Annotated in this window: 20 protein-coding genes; 6 read left to right on the top strand and 14 right to left on the bottom strand. The window is 39.7% G+C overall.

Annotation, left to right across the window (positions count from 1 at the left end):
• Positions 1-20 precede the first annotated feature (20 nt).
• Entirely contained in the window at positions 21-1,166 is a 1,146-nt protein-coding gene (locus ACL6C3_RS14735) for a patatin-like phospholipase family protein (protein ID WP_413167961.1), read from the top strand.
• Between the two features lie 110 nt (positions 1,167-1,276).
• On the opposite strand, the gene ACL6C3_RS14740 is transcribed toward ACL6C3_RS14735, so the two are convergent.
• The 4 genes from ACL6C3_RS14740 to ACL6C3_RS14755 form a co-directional block, all read right to left on the bottom strand.
• Entirely contained in the window at positions 1,277-1,477 is a 201-nt protein-coding gene (locus ACL6C3_RS14740; RefSeq protein ID WP_413167962.1) for a hypothetical protein, read from the bottom strand.
• Between the two features lie 183 nt (positions 1,478-1,660).
• Positions 1,661-2,344, bottom strand: coding sequence for a hypothetical protein (locus tag ACL6C3_RS14745; protein WP_413167963.1), 684 nt, complete (start codon positions 2,342-2,344; stop codon positions 1,661-1,663).
• Between the two features lie 88 nt (positions 2,345-2,432).
• A complete protein-coding gene (locus ACL6C3_RS14750) occupies positions 2,433-2,945 on the bottom strand; it encodes a hypothetical protein (RefSeq protein WP_413167964.1) in 513 nt (170 codons plus the stop codon).
• A gap of 30 nt (positions 2,946-2,975) precedes the next feature.
• Positions 2,976-5,618: a CHAT domain-containing protein gene (locus ACL6C3_RS14755; RefSeq protein WP_413167965.1), complete on the bottom strand. Its 2,643-nt coding sequence runs from the start codon at positions 5,616-5,618 to the stop codon at positions 2,976-2,978.
• A gap of 1,133 nt (positions 5,619-6,751) precedes the next feature.
• On the opposite strand from ACL6C3_RS14755, the gene ACL6C3_RS14760 reads away from it, so the two are divergent.
• Together ACL6C3_RS14760 and ACL6C3_RS14765 are read left to right on the top strand one after the other, a co-directional pair.
• Positions 6,752-7,567, top strand: coding sequence for a calcium-binding protein (locus ACL6C3_RS14760; RefSeq protein WP_413167966.1), 816 nt, complete (start codon positions 6,752-6,754; stop codon positions 7,565-7,567).
• Between the two features lie 32 nt (positions 7,568-7,599).
• Positions 7,600-7,968 carry a hypothetical protein gene (locus ACL6C3_RS14765; protein WP_413167967.1) on the top strand — a complete coding sequence of 123 codons (369 nt, stop codon included), beginning with the start codon at positions 7,600-7,602 and terminating at the stop codon, positions 7,966-7,968.
• A gap of 111 nt (positions 7,969-8,079) precedes the next feature.
• Here ACL6C3_RS14765 and ACL6C3_RS14770 read toward each other — a convergent pair whose 3' ends face one another.
• Positions 8,080-8,301: a hypothetical protein gene (locus tag ACL6C3_RS14770; protein WP_413167968.1), complete on the bottom strand. Its 222-nt coding sequence runs from the start codon at positions 8,299-8,301 to the stop codon at positions 8,080-8,082.
• A 63-nt stretch (positions 8,302-8,364) separates the two neighbouring features.
• Positions 8,365-8,580, bottom strand: a complete 216-nt coding sequence (locus ACL6C3_RS14775) for a hypothetical protein (protein ID WP_413167969.1) — start codon at positions 8,578-8,580, stop codon at positions 8,365-8,367.
• Positions 8,581-8,954: 374 nt separating this feature from the next.
• Here ACL6C3_RS14775 and ACL6C3_RS14780 point away from each other — a divergent pair, with 374 nt between their 5' ends.
• The 3 genes from ACL6C3_RS14780 (at position 8,955) to ACL6C3_RS14790 (ending at position 11,806) form a co-directional block, all read left to right on the top strand.
• Complete coding sequence (locus ACL6C3_RS14780) at positions 8,955-9,113, top strand: hypothetical protein (protein ID WP_413167970.1); 159 nt, start codon at positions 8,955-8,957, stop codon at positions 9,111-9,113.
• Between the two features lie 622 nt (positions 9,114-9,735).
• On the top strand, positions 9,736-11,622 hold the full coding sequence (locus tag ACL6C3_RS14785; RefSeq protein WP_413167972.1) for an AAA family ATPase: 1,887 nt from the start codon (positions 9,736-9,738) through the stop codon (positions 11,620-11,622).
• A gap of 73 nt (positions 11,623-11,695) precedes the next feature.
• Complete coding sequence (locus ACL6C3_RS14790; RefSeq protein WP_413167973.1) at positions 11,696-11,806, top strand: WYL domain-containing protein; 111 nt, start codon at positions 11,696-11,698, stop codon at positions 11,804-11,806.
• Between the two features lie 591 nt (positions 11,807-12,397).
• On the opposite strand, the gene ACL6C3_RS14795 is transcribed toward ACL6C3_RS14790, so the two are convergent.
• The 8 genes from ACL6C3_RS14795 to ACL6C3_RS14830 form a co-directional block, all read right to left on the bottom strand.
• A complete protein-coding gene (locus ACL6C3_RS14795; RefSeq protein ID WP_413167974.1) occupies positions 12,398-12,523 on the bottom strand; it encodes a hypothetical protein in 126 nt (41 codons plus the stop codon).
• A 226-nt stretch (positions 12,524-12,749) separates the two neighbouring features.
• Complete coding sequence (locus tag ACL6C3_RS14800) at positions 12,750-14,291, bottom strand: hypothetical protein (RefSeq protein ID WP_413167976.1); 1,542 nt, start codon at positions 14,289-14,291, stop codon at positions 12,750-12,752.
• A 4-nt stretch (positions 14,292-14,295) separates the two neighbouring features.
• Positions 14,296-16,038, bottom strand: coding sequence for an RAMP superfamily CRISPR-associated protein (locus tag ACL6C3_RS14805; protein ID WP_413167978.1), 1,743 nt, complete (start codon positions 16,036-16,038; stop codon positions 14,296-14,298).
• Positions 16,019-16,456, bottom strand: a complete 438-nt coding sequence (locus ACL6C3_RS14810) for a hypothetical protein (protein WP_413167979.1) — start codon at positions 16,454-16,456, stop codon at positions 16,019-16,021. Before ACL6C3_RS14810 ends, ACL6C3_RS14805 begins: the two co-directional genes overlap by 20 nt.
• Positions 16,456-17,013, bottom strand: a complete 558-nt coding sequence (locus tag ACL6C3_RS14815; RefSeq protein ID WP_413167980.1) for a hypothetical protein — start codon at positions 17,011-17,013, stop codon at positions 16,456-16,458. Before ACL6C3_RS14815 ends, ACL6C3_RS14810 begins: the two co-directional genes overlap by 1 nt.
• Complete coding sequence (locus tag ACL6C3_RS14820) at positions 16,946-17,275, bottom strand: RAMP superfamily CRISPR-associated protein (RefSeq protein ID WP_413167981.1); 330 nt, start codon at positions 17,273-17,275, stop codon at positions 16,946-16,948. Before ACL6C3_RS14820 ends, ACL6C3_RS14815 begins: the two co-directional genes overlap by 68 nt.
• Positions 17,275-18,363 carry a type III-B CRISPR module-associated Cmr3 family protein gene (locus ACL6C3_RS14825; protein WP_413167982.1) on the bottom strand — a complete coding sequence of 363 codons (1,089 nt, stop codon included), beginning with the start codon at positions 18,361-18,363 and terminating at the stop codon, positions 17,275-17,277. Before ACL6C3_RS14825 ends, ACL6C3_RS14820 begins: the two co-directional genes overlap by 1 nt.
• On the bottom strand, positions 18,342-20,072 hold the full coding sequence (locus ACL6C3_RS14830; protein WP_413167983.1) for a type III-B CRISPR-associated protein Cas10/Cmr2: 1,731 nt from the start codon (positions 20,070-20,072) through the stop codon (positions 18,342-18,344). The genes ACL6C3_RS14825 and ACL6C3_RS14830 overlap by 22 nt, the downstream gene beginning before the upstream one ends.
• Positions 20,073-20,278: the final 206 nt, after the last annotated feature.

The raw sequence follows: 20,278 nt of genomic DNA on the forward strand, positions 1-20,278 counted from the left end.
CCGACTTGTGAGGAAATACCATGACTTTCAAAATTCTCAGCTTAGATGGCGGCGGCATTCGTGGAGTTTTATCTGCCACAATCCTCAAAGAGGTAGAGAAGACACTGATAGAAAAGACGGGACAAAAATTACATGAATATTTTGACTTAGTTTCTGGCACCTCCACTGGCTCAATTCTGGCTGCGGGAATTGCCTGTCAGATGGAAGCGGATAAGATGATTGAACTCTATCAAAAAAGTGGAAAAGATATCTTCTTAGACTCGGTACGTGAGCAGCGAAAATGGCGGAAAGTAAGTCAAGCGGTGGGCAGCCATGTGTTGTATCCACATGAACAGGGAGAGCGGGGTTTAGCTAAAGTCTTGGAAAACCAATTGAAGAAATCTCCTTTGGGGAAAAAGTTGGATAAATCTCCGACAATTGCAGGTATTGATAAACCCCATATTTTGATTCCAGCTTATGACGTTTATTCGCGAAACACAACCTGGTTTAACAATAGCGATCCTACTGCATGGTACTCCAACCTTGAACTCTGGAAAATTTGCACGGCTTCGGCATCCGCACCCACGTTTTTTCCCCCTTATGAACTCCCCTATAATGAACACCAAAGTCTACCCCATATTGACGGTGGAGTATCAGCAAATAACCCCGCTTTAATGGCGGTCGCTCATGCTTTGTTAATTGAAAAACAGAACGGATTAAACTTGAGTGATATTACTGTCCTTTCCATTGGAACTGGCAATACAACTAAGGTGTTCAAATATGAAGAAATCAAAGGATGGGGACAACTGGGCTGGGCCGGGAATCTAGCGGATATGTTTATGAGTCCTGCTGCCCAAAATTCTGAAGCTATCTGCTATCACATCCTGGAAAGTGCAGGGCGAGATTATTTGCGTTTGGATTTCGATTTAAACGAGCGATTCCAAGGAAAACAACAGCCCGACCGTCTGCGGGAATCGCTAAAGGAAAAAAATCCCTATAACGAATTCATTTTTGAGCAAAAAAATCAGAAGAAACCAGTCAAAGAAGATATCGACAATCCTGACAATTGTCCTGAACTGATAGAGGCGGCTGAATGCTATCTTGAATGCGGTCAAGTTCATTATAAGAATCAACGGGTTTTAGTTAAAAAAGCAATTGAACAGTTTATTGAGTCTCATTCAGTGTAGTGAACTCTAATCATAAATCACTCGACTCCTGAGTCTTCTTCAATAAACACTAACTCCCCATCAACATACTTCGTCCCTGGCGATGCCCAATTTTCTTCGGGGTCACGATGTCAGGGATTATTAATCACCCCACCCACCTCAACGGGTTCACCTACTCCGAGAAAGTCTTTGTAGAGTATTGCTTCGGTTTCGGGGTCAGATTCAAAATCCTCGCAGGTTTCATCGTTCGGCTCAGTGGGATGAACAGCACAAACTAAATGGAAATCCCAGGCATAGTAACAGCAAGTGTAGCAATCATTAATTCGGGACATGGTTTCATAGAGTTAAAGTCTCTAATCTTAAGAAATCCGCCACCCCACTTACTAAATGGGAGACGCTTTTCCCATAGCACTTTCGCCATTCAGTAAATGTGTTATTATCTTCGGCAGTTGCAGGTTCAATCTGCATATTGTTTCAAGTTCATTACTTGAGATAACGAGTTGCGATTGCTTCCTTTACATTTTTCGTTCAAACAAGACGTTTGTGCCTTCTTCAATTACACCTACACCGAACATAACCATCCTGCCACTGTTCAAATCAACTTGTCCCTGCCATACTGGATTATTCCTCCAGTAGATTAAGATGTTGATTCCATCAGCCTGCCATTCTCCCCAAATGTCCTGGTTTTGCATAGGGTGAGAAGAGAAATAACTGAAGCGCTGTAGACATTCTCTAACTTTAGTCCACGATCCGCCTCCTTCAGTCTTATCAAAACCAACTGAGCTATCTGGATAAAGAATTAAGTAGCGCGTATACCTCATGTAATAGGAGGGGTCTAAACAGGACTCCTCCCCAACCCAAACGCCTGCGATCGCGTTCGTTATAGGGTTATAGTTTAGCTCCGTCCTGTTTTGATTAGTCTGCGACTGCCGCACGAACGTTAATTCTTGCCCGTTGATCATGAGTCTGAGAGTGTCGCCACTTCGTTGATAAAGAATTGAATAGGGATATGAGCTTGGGTAGGTATTGGCGCTCGGTACGATGATGAGAATATTGTTCTGAGTCATGTAGAGGTAGGTTTGCCCTGCATAATGAAGTGTCCCGTCTTCATTAATTTGCAAGGAACCTTGACTACTCTGCCAGTAACCAACAAGTCCATCATCACTTTGTAAATTAGTTTGACAATTCTGTTGTCTCATAGTTCAATTCCTCGGTGAGTGAACGAAAGTTTTAGGTAAAGATCTTAGGTGATGGCACCGACTTTTACACTGAAGCTAGATTGTGTTTTTAGTTACCAACTAAATTCACTAAAGGCTCTATAAGTGTCCCAATATGCTGAACCAATTCTGGGTTTGCTTCTTCTTGTAAAAATGTTATTCCCCAGGCATCAATGTGAATATATTTCGCTGATGAAGCTACAAGAATCATCGAAGCCGCAAGTCCAACAGCTAAAATGTCTTTAGCTCTACCACCTCCCATTTGCATATTCTCTAAGTTGTTATAGGCTTCCAGTGCCTTTTGTAGCAACGGAGCAAATCTTGGATTGTTTGCCAAATTTTCCAAAATCTTGCGAGAAATAGCTACAGCTTCTTCACCTTCCAACTGAGATTCTTCATCTAGTGAGAGGCGATCAATTTCAGAAAATTCAGGCATTGATTTGATTGTTTGTGGAATTGCATCAATCAACTCTCCAAAATCATCTACAATTCCATCTAAAAGACCTTGATTAAAATACTGAAGAAAGGCAACAGCATCAGAATCACTCAAGGCATTAAGTTGTTCAACTAGATTGGATGACATGACTAATTCTCCTTATTGATAAACTTTTATTTAGCGCCAATCACCTGACAGACTGAATGCAGCCCAGTAGTAAGGTTGAGCAGATTCTCCCATCAACTCCAGCACAGTTTCCCGCCAAGCTACAGCTCGTGAAGCTTTCTCAACGAGCCACTTCTGGTAGAATTTTATGCTGAACTTAGCCGCCCAAGCAGCATGAACATTCCAATGACTAGCCAGCGAACTACTTGCACCATTCAGTAAAAAAGCCCATTCTAATCCCAAGGCATCTCCACCAATTCCCTCTTTAGCTCTACCGCTAACACAAGCTTGCAAGGTAACATGGCTGCCTCGAAAATCCAGTTTTTTCTTTAGTACCTGTTGGGGTGATAGCAAACCAGCTTCGTCACTAATTTTACTGCTAGGAGGAAGTTGCCCATTTTTGGCTAACAGTAAGCCTGAATTTAGATACGGATTCTTTTTACTATGTTCCTGTTCCATTAGTGATGGAAAATCTCCGTGATTGGCAAAATGAACGATTCTTTGAGATAAGTTTAGCTTGGCAACAGTTGGCAAATCAGCATTTGTTTCTGAAACTATTTCCCCTGTTAATTGTTCGTTTAACCATTCTCCTGGCTGATTAAAAGCAGCAATCATTATCTTAGACTCCTGTTGTTTCTTTTCGGAATCATCTTGACAAACATCCTCATTTGCCCAAACCTGAACTACGGTAAACTCATTGGGTTTTAATGATTCTCGTTTCAGTATATTTACCAGCGCCAATGCTCCCTGAATGCGAGATAAAGAAACATAATTAACCAAAGGTTTCCCCCGAAAAGGAAGATAATGCAAGGGAATCAAATGTAATTCCTCATCCGGACAATAACAAATGTGATCATTTTGTTGAATAATACCCGATGTAGCTAAAGGTTCTAGCCAGCTCACTAAAGGAGCTAGGCTTTCTGATAGGTTAATGACGTTCTTCTGCTGTCTCTTAGAGATTGTCTTGCCCCAGTTTCGGGGATCGAGAGGATCGTGATCCTCAATCTTTTTATAGTCTAGCCATTCTTGAATTTGTTTCTTGCCAATGACAATTTCTTGGGTATGCAGAGAGCCATCTTTAGTAACTAAAACAGCGTAAGTTGCTTCATCATCCACAAAATAACTCAAATAGTGAGCATTTACTTCTTGCATTAAAAACGGAATTTGTTGCGATGGTTCTGACAATTCTTTTTCAGAAGTTGGTTGATTCAGTTTTTCAGTGAGAACATCAGCCAATACCCTACCTTTTGCTCCTTCTATTGCGTCTAACAGTTCAATAGCTCGATTGGAGCGACAGAGCAGTTGACATAAATCCCCAAATAAGTTGGGAAATTTACGCAAGATACCTGCTCGTTTCATTGGGTGAGAAATACTCTGACGCATCTCTTCTAAGTTTTTTCGTAATGCTTGTAATACTTCAATAGCTTGCGCTTCTTGTTGTGTGCGTGAGTAGCAAAGGTACAAACTCCACAAGGCATCATTCTCATCTTCTCTAAAATTATGTTCTCTAGCCCAATCTCGCGCTTGAATGAGAATAGGAACTGATTGGTTAATGCCTTCTGGGTTATGCCCTGTTTTTGAATCTAAAAAAATGGCTGTCGCATTGCGGATGCGCTTCTGATTTTGAAGTTGATTAAATTCCTTCCCTCCACCACTGATAAAATCGGTTATTCTATCCATAGTAGATTGCATTCGTTTTCCCCATTCAGCTATAGATATAGATTCAGGTACATCTATTATCTTTTGCTTTAATTCGATCTCAATAATTTGAAATAAAGCTAAATCTTCAGGGTAGAAACTTTCTCCTATAGATTTAACAGTATTTAGGATCTGTTCGTGAAAAGTAATAATAGCTTCTTTATCCTTTATTGATTCAGGAGGAAGTATTATTGATTGCTGTATCCTTTCCATAAGTTTCTGAATCAATGCCTGAATTATTTGACGCTCAACCAAATATGCTTCAAAACACTCTTCTGTAAAAAGTGGGTTCCAGTTAGTCTGGTCTATTAATGCTATAGCTTTGTCATACTTTGCTAGTTCTATATATGACTCAATCATCTTAAGAGTGAGAGTCAATGTTGTGTCTATTGCATCGTTATATCCGTGAGATTTAAACCACTCAACTGCCCGATAATATTCTTTAGCTTTCAGCCACTGAATTGCTTTGGTAACAAACTTAATTGATTTTCTATGTTGTCCTAAAGATTGAAAACCAACGGCACAACTGACGGCACTATTTGCTGCATTGTTCCGAATTAGTGCGAGCCAATCTTCTAAATCTTGCAATTCTTTAGTATGTTCAATAGCTTTATTCGTATCTTTGAGACGATGAATCTTGGCTGAAGTCGTTTCAAAAGCTTTCTGTGATAGTTGATACGAAGTTTGACCAAGAGTGATACCCAGTTGGCAATCTATGCCTCGGCAATAAGTATCTGCTAACAGAGTAAGAGATGTTAAAATTCTGTCTGGATTAATATAGTTTAATACCTGATTTCTCATAGAAGAAGGTGGGCAAGCTGATAATATATAAGTTTTTTGTGCAACGAAATCGCCACTTTGGAAAAGCTTTACTACTGTAGCAATATCGTATTTATCTTTTATGTACATGGTCCTACCTTCAAAAGTAAAGTAGATGATTGCTTTATTTGTAAACATTTTTAATCTCCTTATTTATCGTTGAGTTTTAGATGCTATATCTGCTAGAAAAAAGCCCTCAGCATCAATGACAAACTTTACTGGTGGCAGATACTCCCAAACAAATCTGTTGTCATGAATAGCGTTAACAGACGCAAATACTCACGACAAAACTGTAGTTGCAAGCTAATGATGTAGCAGCAATGTTTCAGCGAACTTGCAAATAGAATGTAGAAACTTTGATTCGATCAGTAGATGTACCTAAATTAAATGATCAATATTAGTTGAAGGCAATACGGCAAGTTTAATATTTTGTATTAATTCACCTAGATACCTTCAACTTTGGGTCATAAGAGCGATCGCAACCTACAACTTCACAACTATCTCTCAACTGAGAACTCGCAATGACTTGGCGATCGCTTCCTATCCTTTGCGGGACTTCTCGCAACACTCGACAACCATTATCAATGCAACCTGAAATTCCGATATTTGACCGCTTGGGGCTTCACCTAAAGCGGTTAACTGGCAAAAACTGAACTCTAGGTTGGCGGTGATCGCGCTGACCTAAATTCGTGTCTAATTCATAGGCTATTGGGGGAAACTCTCCCAATAGTTTACTGAAAATAAAATTGAAAATTTTTGATTCTTAAGTAAATGCACTCAAGTAAATTATAATACCAGTTGAACGCAATAGGGCTAAATTTATATTTTGTAATAATTAACCTAGAGTACCTTCAATCTTTGATCAAGGAAGCAATCACTACTTAGTCAGGATAATTTTGATGGTCGAGTCACTCAAATGAGTGACTTTTTGTATGAATTGGCTAATTTTTAATGACGCTGAATCTTTGTACTGATCAATAAATAAAGCGAACAGATTATCTTGAAAACTTTATGTATTATTTCGTCAATAAAGATATCTAACTAAATTTTAAATTTTTAAACGTTCTTAAACAAGAATTAAAACCAATTATTTTCAAGTATTAAGAAATCCGCCACCCCACTTTCTTATTCGCGCAGAACAACAAAATCCCAAGATCTACTGACCCATAGAGATTTTTGCTCAATCCGAAAAAAAGTAGAGCCATTTCAGAAAAAAATATAGAGCCTCTGTGATAGCGCTCTCAACAAAATAAGGTAAAGAGGATTGAAGTATGGGAACTTACAATGGTGACAGTTCTAGCAACAGCTTTACTGCTTACAGGGAGTGGTCTTTCTGGCCATTTTCTAAAGAATGGAAAGCTTGGGATATTTCTGGTCGTGATGGAAATGACACTTTAATCGGTAGTCCTAAAAACGATACCATCGGTGGTGATCGAGGTAGTGATAGTCTGATTGGAAATGATGGTAGCGATTTTCTGTATGGTTCTCTAGAAAACGATAGCCTCTGGGGGGGAGACGGAAATGATGAACTTAATGGTGGATATGGATCGGATTTTCTTAGTGGCCAAAATGGAGAAGATCTACTCTCTGGCAGCAGCGGGGACGACATTTTATTCGGAGGTGAGGGAAGCGACACAGTTCAAGGCGGTAGCGGTAAAGACTCTATTTATGGAGAGCTAGGAAATGATGTACTCCACGGAGATGGCAGTTTCTGTGAAGGTGATAGCTATGAGGTCGATGGCGATATTGTTGGAACTATCCAACCTCTTTGTGTAGAGCCAGAAGGAAATGATAGCAGTTATAGCGATTACATCAATGGAGGAGGGGGGCAAGATACTATTGGCGGTGGATTCGGCAATGACCTTATCTATGGTGAAGGGGGTGATGATGATATTTATGGTGGTGAAATTCCTGAATTATTCGCAAGTTTAGATAATCAAGGTAACGATACTGTATATGGTGGCGATGGAAATGATAATTTAACTACTCATGCTGGAGACGATCAACTATTTGGTGGTAATGGAGAAGATCAGTTAATTTCTTATGGTGGAGATGATTATTTATTCGGTTACCCATCAGCCAACTGATTATTACTCGGGCCAATCCAAATGACTTGAATTTGGATTTACCAACTCCGGAGTTTTCGGATATTTATTCTGGTGACGAAACCGATAATGTATTGTTGGGTTTATCAGATACTTTTGCCATTTTTAATATTTTTAGCCCCACCGAAGGCATCGCCGACAATCGGGGTACTGTTACTATTGTTGGCGGCGAGGGTGTATTTGAGGGCGCAGGCGGTGAAGCCAGTTTTATCGAAACTAGCACGTTCAATCCCAGCAATCTCAGCGGTATTCTGGTGGGTGAAGTTCCCATAGAATTCTCCGTCGAGATTCCCCAAGCCGTCCCCGAACCCGCAACAAATGCAACCCTGATCGGTTTTGGTATCATTGGCGCTGGTATGCTGCGGCGACGTTTTTCTAACTAGGTTTTACTCTCATCAATAAATCAAATGATAGTCCCATTGCCGGGGCCTTTTTATTGGCTGAATCTCGACAATATTTCTTATTCGCGCAGAACAAAGACTTTTCTAACTTATTTAGAAACCCCATAAGAAATTATCGCTTGGAAGAAATATAGAGTCTGACTCCGAACCCGAAGGCTGTGCTAACGTTATCGTTCCACCTGGAGCGGACAATGAACCCGTATTGGTGCTTGATTCGGTACTCTCAAGACTCGTTCCGTAAGCCTCAAAATTTTGTAAGATTTGAACTCCAGAGAGATTGTTGTTGTAGATAATAATGTATGCAACTGATTCCATTGTCTTAATATTGATTGAATAAGTTTACTAGGGATTGGCAAGTTTTGTGTGAGCTTTGAGGTTTTAAAACCAAGTCTGCTGAAAGCTGCTGTCATAAAATACTGGAAATTCACTCAAGACTTCTCCGGTTTCAGAAGTCAAGTCAGTAACAACTGCAATCGGCGTTCTATTTCCTAGAGTGGAGACTTCAGCAGCTTCAAAGGTTTCTACAAGTTCAACCTCATTGTGAACAACGGTGTGGTCGTAGGATGTCAATCTAATGCGGATTTTTTCATTCATGTGTCTAAGATATCAACGACTGAGCTTTTGTTTGGTTTAACATTTATTTGGCTTTGAAGCAAGTCGCACAAATAAGGGACAGACCCTCCGGGAATAACTGGATGTTCTGGAAATTCTTACTTGATTTTCGTCATTCGCATAAAAGCTGTAGTCGGTTTCGGAGTTGAGGTCTAATCTAGGAGATGACGGGCGAAAACTCCAGGGGAAACCGCTTTGAATCAGATGGCTGTTGGGTTTAGGTAAAAAGAGACTACGGATTTTGATTTGAGTTTCTTAGGAATGGTTCGGTTATTTTTTAATTCTTGTTTCCGATATTTAATTAATAGTTGGCGGTGCGTTTATTTGAGCTTCAGTTTGACTGCGGGAGAATCATCATGGAGATTTTGTTGGTGTTTGTTGGAATTTTTCTCATAGTGGTGCTGGTTTTTATCATTCCCTTGTTAATTCCAGTCGCTTTTTTTGTGGGGATAGGATTGTTGGTTTTGTTGTGTACAGAAGCCATTATTCTATTTTTCAAGGCATTGGGAGGATAACTTTTAAGTTTAAATTTTTCGGTCAAAGTGATAGCTCCGGCATCTCATGATTTTTTGTTTGCTAACTTGGTGGGTTGCTCAAACATTCTTTTAGGGTCAGAGGTCAAGGTGGTGACTAAAACCTTGATTTTTCCTGAGTCGTACATTGAATAAACCGTGATTTTACGGAGACTGACCCAATTAATCGTACACATAAAAATTACAAAGTTGCGTAGGCTTACTGATGACTTTCTGTAAGAAAACCCTTAATCTTGAAAGTAGAGTTCTTCAAGCCGACTTGGAAAACCCGCTCACGTTTCGTCATTCGCATGAAAATGCAACCCCATTTTCAAAAGTCGAGGTAAATTAAAATTGTCATAGAACTAAAACTCAATGAACGTCTATACTTTAAAGCTTTATTCGCTGTTGTGAAGCTCCCTCGGTAATTCTGAGCCAAATTAGAGGAGAATTTCTGAAAGACTGCTGAAACAATTACACAAACGCTAGTTATTACATTTATTGTGCTGTACGAGACTGGCTAATTGATGAGTTAATCGATGCGGGATGAAACCAGTATTTACTGCGGCTAAATCTTGATTGAACATTATTGATTTGCACTCGGGAAATTTCGAGTAATTTTTCAATGAAAACTAATCAGCTAATTTGTCATTTTATCATAGGAGTTTCGGGGGCGGGAAAGTCAACTTTTGCGGCTCGACTCGCAACATTGGGGAACTTTGCGCTGATCTCAACCGATAACATTCGCAGTCAACTTTATGGGAATGAAATAACTCAAGGGCAATGGCATGAAATCGAAATGGAAGTCCTGCGACAAGTTCAAGAAAATGTAGCTTTGGGAAAGCCAGTTATTTATGATGCGACCAATACCAAACGTTCTTGGCGAATGGCTTTACTCCAGCAATTTTCCCGGCAAGATTGTGATTGGATGGCGTGGTATCTAAAAACGCCCCTTTCGGTTTGTTTGCAGTGGAACCAAAAACGTGATCGCCATGTTCCCGAAAATATTATTGCAGAAATGTACCAACATCTGCAAGATTTTCCACCTATCATTGCGGAAGGGTTTGCCGCCGTTACGACCATTCAAAATGCCGAGTTTGATTCTCACAAAATTCAACAAAAAATTACTTCATTACCTCGGAGTCTCACCAACCGAAATAACCGCACCCAAAATGAAAAAATAGAGTTTCATGCTTATTCTAGTCTGTTAGATTTTGAACGGTTGATGCACTTAATCGCTTTACTAATTGAATATCCCGGTTTGGGTACATTACAAGAAAATTCCTCCGAGGAGTTATTAAAAGTTTTGGGTGAAGTTCCTCAATTTCCAGATTCTTTGGCTGAAATCACAACAGTTCTGGAGAAACTTAAAGGTAAAATTTATGCAGACCGCAAAGCATTAACAGAAGATTTACATTTTTTAGAAGAAAATGGCTTGCTCCATCAAAAACAACAGTTTGACCAAACTTTAGCTCCTGTAGAAATACAAATTCTGCCTTGTTCTCATGCAGAAATTACTGCTCATACTTATTCTGATATTAAACCGTTTAAGCGATTACTGACGGTTATTCGCTTAATTCTCAATCAGCCATTTCTCACCGATACCGGAAAGGGAAGCTTGAAAACTTTAGCCAAAGTTTTATCTCAACAATCGGGAATAGAAGGAGACTGCTATCATCAACTGCGTAAGGATATTGAAAAAGTCCTCAAACCCTATAATATTTTACCCCCATTTTCCCTGAAACAGGGCTATTTTGCGGGGACGGGTATTTTATCTCGCTCCGAACTCAAACAAATATTTGGGATTTTACAAACCCATGCTAAAAGTATAGAAGATCCTATTGCATTAGAAACTTATCAACTGTTTTCGGAACGGATGGCGTTAAGTGATTTAGACGGGTATTCACCCTATCCCGTCAGAGCAATTGCTCATCGGTGTATAGTTAACTCAAATCATCTTCATAGTAGCGTTCTTCTGTGCAATTTGCGACAGGTCGAGGAAATAATTGAAAGCGGAGAATTAGTTAAATTAGGGCGTTTGGCGGGACGGGGAAGGTTTCCTGGAGATAGAGAAGATGAATTTCTCGCTTGGCCATTACAAATTGTATTTTACCGTTTTGCGTGGTATTTGGGCTTTGAACATGAAGGGGGTTCTCAACCGGGATTATTGCGGTTTGAACGGTTAGACCGCTTATTTTTAGGGCGGCGAATGATGAAAACTCGCAGTCGGGAAGAACAAGAAATTTCTCTCCGAAATTTACAACGACTTTTAGAAGCCAGTCCCGTTATTTTTCTTGGGAGAAGCGCTATCGAGCAGCAAAAGTTTCTGAGTCGGAAGCCAGCAATTCGTTCGGAAGTAGAGGTTAAAATTGAACTCTGGTTTGATGATGAAACCTTTCGTTTTATTAGTGAGGGAACGAAGCGTTTTCCACTTCGCCAGATGAAAATGTCTCCTCCCCTGTCTGGGCCGAACGATTTTACCGGGCGAAAAAAGTTTATTTTCTTTACCTAGAACGGGAGACTTTCAATTTCCAAATCGATTTCGGGTCGTGTTTCCTCGATGGTCGCTTCAGGATTTTGATTTTGTGAGTTGGATTCTCAGTTTTGGGGGTCAAGTGAAAGTGATTCAACCTCAAGAACTCATTGATATTATACAGGACAGAGCCGAAAGTATCATTAAGGTTTATCAAAGTTAGCTGAATTTTCTAATTTTTTCTATTTTTCTAAAACCTGGGGAGGCATCAATTCTTAGATTTGGACTTCATCTCCAATCCCGGTTTGACAAGAAGAGAAGTAATAGGACAGAAGAATCAAAACTTTACTGCTATAAGAAAAGGGGAGATAATAGCTATCTCTCCTTTTTGTTTAACCCGAAAATTAGGGGTTAGTTTTGCTGCAATAAATTAATCATCATAGGGACTTCCCCAGTCTACAGGTTCCTCATTAGTTCGGCGCTTTAACTCAATACGATTCGCATAAAATCTGCGCGGAGGTGGTGAGGGCTTTGGAGGTGAGGGCCAAAAGAATGACATTAGTAATACGACTGCGATCGCCAATCCTACTCCGTCCAATTGCTGTTCTCCCTGATATTAGTTTTCTTACTTATTAGGATGAACTATTTATTTAAGTCGGGGGATGTTTTTTATGCGAATGACAAATTTTTATCCGGGAGTTAAAAAACCGACTTTTACAAGCAGCCGGGATTTGGATTTGAATTAGTTTGCCCAACAGAATCTATATTCTCTAGCGAGTTCAGGAAAAATTTTAATTTTGTATTTTTTTCAACTTCAAGTGTCAGGAAATTCGCTCTCGTCTCGGCCTACAATTTTTCGCATCAATCGTAATGTTTCACCATCTGCTTCCTTCCATTTTGCGGTACTGAGAAGTTCTTCTAGGAGGTTGTAGTTAATCATAAATTTTGTTATTGATTCCGATGTGTAGTTTTTCAAGCTATCAGTTTCAAATTCAATTTGCTCAAGAATCAGAAATCTTCTCCTCTTCTTAATTTAATGCAGAGTCCGAGTTGAGAACCGTTACACCCCAGTTGTAGAGAGATTCAATCAAACTTTGTTCGGAAATTTGCCAACTGGAAAGACTAACCATCCGCTTCATTATTATTAAAACAACCAAATTTGAGAATTAGTAAGTCTCAATAAACTGTTTTAACTTTTCGTGAACTTGTGCCATCAAACTTGCTTTTTCAAGAGAACTAAAAGGTTTGGCTAAATCCTTCTGAGCAATAAAATTCATACAACCAAGTAATCTTTTTTCCCAAGCTTCTGGAGTTTTAGTGTTCCAAGCCTCAAAAAGCTCAGATTCCTGCAAACCTTCTAGGCGATGAAATAAGTTGTTGCGATCCTTTTTAGTATCTTCCAAGACCACCTTAATATCTGGATGAGTGTTCCATTCGGGTCGAGCTTGTTTTAGTAATTTATAAAGCTGCTCACCATATAGTCCTATATTACCATCCTTTTTAAATTTTTCTTGGGTGCTTTGGGACAGAGCATTAAAATAGCCCGGTAATTCTTGACGAATGGATAATTTTACTTGAGGCCCATATTTAGGATTTTTGAAAATATGAGCATTATAATATTTTTCTACCCATTTAGTAATAGAACCTTCTACGGCACGGAAACTATGAAACATAGCATCAACAGTGCTACCTTGCTGAAGTCGAATCCAAGCCAAATAAGCGGATTCATATCCAGATTGATACCAGGGAAATTCTTTAATATCTAACAATTTGCGATCTTTGAGAGTTTTTTTGAACTTTTGAAATTTAGCACAATTCCATTGTTCTGCCGCATCTAACAAATACTTAATTTGTTTTGCTTGGTGATTATCCGAATCAACTTTACTCAAACCTAAAATATCTCGAACTCCTACATAATCATATTGTTCTAATAATGCGATTGCTTCCTGACGTTGAATTGCTCCCAGATAAGTAGAATTGGGAATTGTTTTAGTTTCTTCAGTATATTCATTACTTACAAGAAACGTGACATGGTTTCGGAAACGAGCCAAACTCATAAACTGAACAGCCGAAGAAATTGCTGGAGTTCCTGCTTGGTGGCTGACATAAACTATATTCGGTTCCGAGTCCAGTTGAATGGTATTTAACTGATTTTTTACTAAATCTAAAACTTTATCCCAGTCATCTAAACCAGGTTCTTGAGTGGGAGATAACTTTAAAGAAATGAGTTTTACTCCCGGAAAATTATGTTCAAAATAACCTTGCAGGATTGGTTCTAATTTGCAAGTGTCTTCCCAGTAAGGAGATTTAATTTTTCGTCGTTTTTCATCGGTGTCAAATATTGCAGATTGATCGGTTAATAAATAGACAATCACATCTGGAACTCCAAGACCCCGTAACTTTCTAATAAAATTACTGAGCAACGGAAAAGTTAAATAACTCCGAATTTCATCTTGAATTTCTGCTGAATTTTCTTCATACACAGTCCCTAAAACCCTAGACTGAATTCGATAAGTTTCTTCAACATCTTTTAAAGCTGTTTTGGTGGGGTCAAAAGAAATGTCATAACAATCGGGTTTGATGTCTCCATACCAATACGACCAAATTTGATTACTGTATTTTTTTTGGTTTCTGCCATTTTCACGATTATACTTATCGCTCTGAAGCTGAACGTCACTGCTACCAATTGTCACAATCCATAATTTCATAGTTTTATTCTCCCCAAAGTAGTTGAAAGCCTTCCGGTTGAGTCTTCAAAAAGTTCAAAAAATCGTTGCATTGTTGCGAGTCATCTGGAAAAATTGTGATCAGTTCCAGATAACGAGAAGTGCGTCTAACAATGGGCTTTTTAGGATTTTTCGGATCTTTTTTCAACAAAACTATAGGATACATTCGATGCCATAACAGGCTAATTTTCCCTATTTTTCCAGTAATGGGGGACTTATAAATTGACCCCTCCGGTTGTAAATTGGGGATTTTTTGTTGATAGGGCTTGTGAAACCAATGCACCGCTGCACTATCATCAACGTCTTCTGCAATTCGCCCCCAAACTTGAACATTATTAGGATGCCAAGCTTCCCGCCAATCTGTAGCCCATTGAGTCTCTTTCAGGGGTTTATTTCGACATTTAATCCATTCTTTTGCTGTTTCTTGGACATTATCTAAAAATTGACCAACTTTTTCTAATCGACTCACCTGAACATTTCGCCCCTGACTATTTTCTCCTAACCATTGCCAGTGACAACCAATTAAAGCTTTGTAACTGTCTTTATAATAGTCTTCAAAAAATATCCGGTGATCCACCCGTCGCCAGGATTTTCCAAATCCTCCTAAAACCATACCAAACTGCATTAATCGACTGACTAACTTTTTCAAAATGGGTTGATGGTTAGAGTCTAACAAAGGTCTAGTTAAAAACCAAGTAAGTTCCCCTTCAACTCTATAGGCAGGTTGAGCATATTTTCCCGAACCAAAAGATGTTATTTCCAATTTTGAACTCCGAAACTGAAAGCCCAATAATCCAACAGTTGGGTCTTTTTGTTGGATACCGCCAAATAACTCTTGAACCAATTCTTCGGCCGTTTCCTTATCAGTTAGCCCGCCAAAAATTCGCAAAGCATGACCCCGCAAAGCAGCCCGAAAAATATTGGGTCTAAACTCGCCACTATCATCAATCAATTTGGCGGCTTGTCCTTGTCCTTTGAGTTTAGCTCGATAAATAATTGGGCGAGAAGTTTGGTTAATTTGTCCGTAGCCGGTAGAAACTTTTGAACCCAACCCGGAGGCGATGGCTTTTTCCCAAATTTGCCAAATTTGACGCCATTCTTCAGAAGATAACGGCTTAGGACTCGAAATTACAAATCTTAGAATTGGCTGATAAAGAGAAACCTGAGCGTAAGCACTTTCTCCTCTGGGTTTATTGCTGGTATTACGAGTCATTACCTGCCAACCCTGTTGAGGATGAACTAAATCAAGCAATTTTTCTGTCCAATCATTAATCGGATAAGCGCCCTCAAATCGCAATAAACCCGGTGTAATTTCTGACTCATTGCCGCAATATTTATTACAAGTTCCCCTCGGAATTTCTCCCGTTTCTTCAGCTTGTTCGCAAGCTTGACGAAATGCTCCTTTCATACTGCTACCGGGATAAAAGGGAATCCCTGAAGCACCAATTACCGGGCGAAGCATTCCATCATCTTGTCCGCCATTGGTAACAAAACGCCAAGAGATTTCATAGGACTTCGCTTGGAAAGTATCCGTTTCAATATCCCGGGTATTTTCTCCAGAAATCAATTCCGCTTTTTCAATCCATTCTTCTGTCCACAATTGCACATCTTGCTTTTCCTCACCTTTTTTTCTGTTGGGGTCAAGATATTGCAATTGACTTCGCCCCTGTATTTGTGCGCGAAACATCATCGGCACTTTTGTATGAGCGTTAGGAATTGGTTTCATCATCTAATCTCCCGGTTTTATATCGCTGTGTCCACCACACAATACAGTCACAAAGTTGGGTTAAAACTGCCATCGAAACTCGCTGTTCTTCCAAAGATAAAGCCCAAAGTTTTTCAGACATAGCTTGGATAGCTTGGGTATAAAGTTTACCTTCTCTGTCAGGACGAATTGGATCGTTAGGAATTGTAACCCCCGCTTCTTTCATAATCTTTTGCAGGGCATCCCAGGTTTCTTTCCAAAAAATAGACTTGGTTTCTTCTTTGGCGATTAAGCGCAAGTGTTCGCCCCAAAACCGTTCCAATCCATAAGCCACAGCCATCCGCATTTTATAGGACTGATTGAGAGATTTTGCATCGCGTTCTCGGGCATCTAAAACTAATTTTTGAGCGGCGCGATCAAGTTCATAAGATTTCCAAGCCATTACTGATAATCTCCTGCGAGGGATACAAGACAACGACCAAACCCAATAGATTCCAAACCACCAAAATATAACTCTGATGAATTATCGTTTTCATCAAAAGGCTGCCAACCTTTTTGTTTTAAACCAATCGGAAATACTAAAATACTTCCTTCTGGCAATGCTTCCGTATTGAAGAAAGCACCCCGTTCGGTATCTACTTTTTTCATGTCATCCAATAGTTTAACCCGGCTTTGCCGATACAAAGTCATATCGTGCAACATGGAGATATCGTTATCATCAACGACAACTAACTTATTAGGATTTAGGTCGGTTCCGATGGGAATCCAAGGGGATAAATCTTCATCGTGTTCGATTTCTAAAAATCCTAAGTTGAAAAACAAAACTTTGCGTCCTTTTTCAATGGGGCGACCTTGTAAACCCGGCGCTGCGGTGTAAGGTTCGGGAATATCTGCTGAAATTTTGGCGATGCGTTGAAACCGTTTTAATAGTTCAGGACAAGTAACCCAAACTACGGGTTGACCCGGACAAAATACAGGAAACCAAACCAGTGAGGGCATATTCAAACTTAATTAAAGCTTCAGTTGTTCCACCATCAGGACGACCTTCAACAGATTCATGTCCGTACCAAATTTGTTCTTGTCCCGGCTGACGATCACGCAGATCTGCACGAAATCTTCCCCGAATTGAACTTCCCGGAATAATTCCCGTTTGGGTAAATTGATCGCGAAAAATTAAGTTTAAATTTCCGGTTTCTTCTCCTGCGGTTGCGCCAACATGAAGGGGCGCAAGTGTTTTAATTACTCCGTAGGCTTTATACATTATTTTGGTACTCCTTGAATATCAACAGGTAAACACAAACCACATCCCAAATGTTTGAGGGGAAATCCTTCTTTGGGAAACCATTCATTAGGAAAATCCCACCAATTCATTTCTAAAGGATGTTTGAAAACATAAACACTTCCTGCGGGAACAGCATAACGCCCTCGGCTAAGTCTTCCAGTTGGATTTCCCTGGGGTTGATTTTTTCTGGACTGACCCAGACGGTAACGATAAGATATCGCTTTATCGGTGAGCATTTTCATTCCTTTTCGGGGAAAATCGGGGTGAATGGGATAACGGTAAGAAAATTGATTTGAACCCCAAACTCCGGGCGTAATTAATGCAAAAGCGTGTTTGATTTTGTGCTGCAAAAGCCGATTGATTTTGTGTTTCTCTGAGAGAGTGTGAGTTTCAATTTCTACTAAATGACCTTCGCCCCCAAAGCGATACCAACCCTCGGGAATTTCGTAGTTAGAAAGATAAACTAAGCAGCAGTTTTGTCTTAATTGAACCGCATTTTCTAAAAAGAGTCCATCTTTCTCTACAACGTGCCGCTCGTCCGGCTTTATTTTGGGGTGCAAAAATGAAACAAATTCCCAAGGGGCTTTGGCGATCGCGTCTCTTTCTCGCAATTCATTTGAAGGTAAATTCCAAGCGTCAATGGACTGCCAAATATATTCGGGATTCAAATCTTTATTTTGCCGTTGCCATTGATGCTGACCCAAACACCATTTTATATCTTCAGATTCATCTGATGTTGTGGGATTAGATTTGTTTTCAAAAAACCATTCATCATCTTGGGTTTCGGCGATAACTTTGTGCCAGGGAATCGGTACATAAAATGCTTTGGGATTGTCTTGTTTTGCCCAAAAAGGTCCGGCAACCATTAAATTATCGCTTAAATCTTGATGGTCAGTAAATGGAGTTTCCCGATTTGTATTAAAAATTAATCCGGCGATCGCACCCGCATCCGGTGGAAATTTTGCCCCCGACCGTCCCACCAAATTTTCTGGAGATAGAAAAGCCCCAGAACTTCCGTACATTAACCCCAAAGGGGAAATAGTAATTAAATACTTGAATTGCGACATAATTGCCACCCCACTTGAATTAGGTCATCAAGCCAACTGATAATCTTTAAGTTGGTATTGTCTCCAGTAAAATTAGCCCATTTTCGTTGGTTTTTATATGTGTCTCCGGCGTTATCAAAGTACAAATTAAATAAAGAAACTGCAATATCTTTTGAAAGATCATTTTCTCCTTCTTCTCCGATTATTCGCAATCGAATCGCGTGGCGGGCTTTTAATTGCGACCAATCATTATAAATATGGTTCCAATTGGGATTTTCTCCCCAAGTTTTTCCATCGCGATCGCGATATTTAGTTAAAATATCCAAATCATTCCAGGGACAAGTCCACTGCACAAATTGACCGCTATTAAATACGACTCGAATTGTTACGCGATCGCGATCTAAATTCTTAGCTCTTTTTTCCGCTTCCCGACAATGTTGTAAAATATCCCGTTGGGGAACTTGATGACCCGCCCAAACAAAACCAACACTAAAGCTAAACTGAAAATCCAATTTATCTTTAATATCTTTTTGTAAGTCTTTCCAATGACTTGATAAATCTAACAACCATTCAAAGGCTTCGATGGGTTTAATTTTTTCTGGCTTCTCCTCGGACTGATCCTCAGATTGGCTTTCTTCCGTGTAAAGTACCCCGGAAAAATCATCACCACCCGCATAAACAACCCGCCCTTTTCCAGCGGGAAATAAATCCTTTTTTTCGCTGAAGTTTTTCCCCCAGTTTCTCATTAAATTAGTGAACTCTTGAATCTGGCGATCGCGAAGTTCTGGGTTATCCTGATGACGACTAGCCAATTCTTGGAGTTTATCTCCTACTTTGTCACCATCACCCATAAACCAACCCGTCCAATATCCAGCTTCCCGGTTGATATCTTTAAAACCTTCATCTAAGGTTTCCATCCCAATATCTTTAGCCAATTTGGGTAAAGTTACCAACCGTTTAACCAATTCTGGAATACTCAATCGCTCCCCCGGAGCCATAAATTTACCGCTGGTTTCTTGTTGAAAATATTCTTCCAATTTTTCATCAGAAGGAATCGAATCTCTAACTTTGTAGTTTCGAGTGTAAGGCTCATCTAAAACCCAAGCCAGACGATAATAAAACCGTTTTAATTCTTGTTGCTCATCAGCATTTAGCAAGCGTCCCGGTTCTTTTTCTTCTTTACCTAACTGATGCCAAGCGATCGCATCAGTACCAGTCAAACTCGAACTTTCACCCACCCAATTAATCCCCGTCCAATCTCGTTTTAACTTGCGAGTTTCTAAATCCTCCATTGCGCTTTTTACAGAGTCACCATATCCCCAAAAAATCTCCCAGGTATGACTTCCCCAGCGTTCCCACTCGCCTTTATGTTTGCCGATTTGGTTTTCTGGTTGTGACCAATAATATTGTTCTTTAGGAATACCCAAATTATCTTCTATCCATTCTCGACAAATCTTTAAAACTTGTTGCCACTCTTTTAAAAGCGTATTTTGAACATCGTTCCGTTCAAACTTTCCTTTAATTAAAATTCGGTTGGGCATTCCTTCTTGAACGGTTGGCAACCCCGGTGAAATCACGGAGTTTTCGCCCAAGTGTTCTTTTGCTTTCTCAACAATTCTAAAGCTGAGATAAGAAAGAATTAAAGAGGCTCCATACAAATCTCGAAGTTTGCGTGACTTTTCAATAAAACCCTGGACTGGTGCAAAACTAATAGCTGTGTATTCAGTCATAGATGGAACCTGATTGACAATGGAAGGAAAATACAAGGCAATTTTTTAGAGCGGGGTCGTGAAGTAGACCCCAGATTTTTGCTTGCCAGTATGCTGACACGATGGTATAACCTCAATAGATTGGATTGAGTTTGTTAGAAAATTTTGTTGAAACTCTTGTTGAAACTTTTGGCTGGTTATTTTTAGCTTGTTAAGTTTCTTACTTT

Source organism: Capilliphycus salinus ALCB114379 (genome assembly GCF_047276495.1).
GTDB lineage: Bacteria > Cyanobacteriota > Cyanobacteriia > Cyanobacteriales > Microcoleaceae > Capilliphycus > Capilliphycus salinus.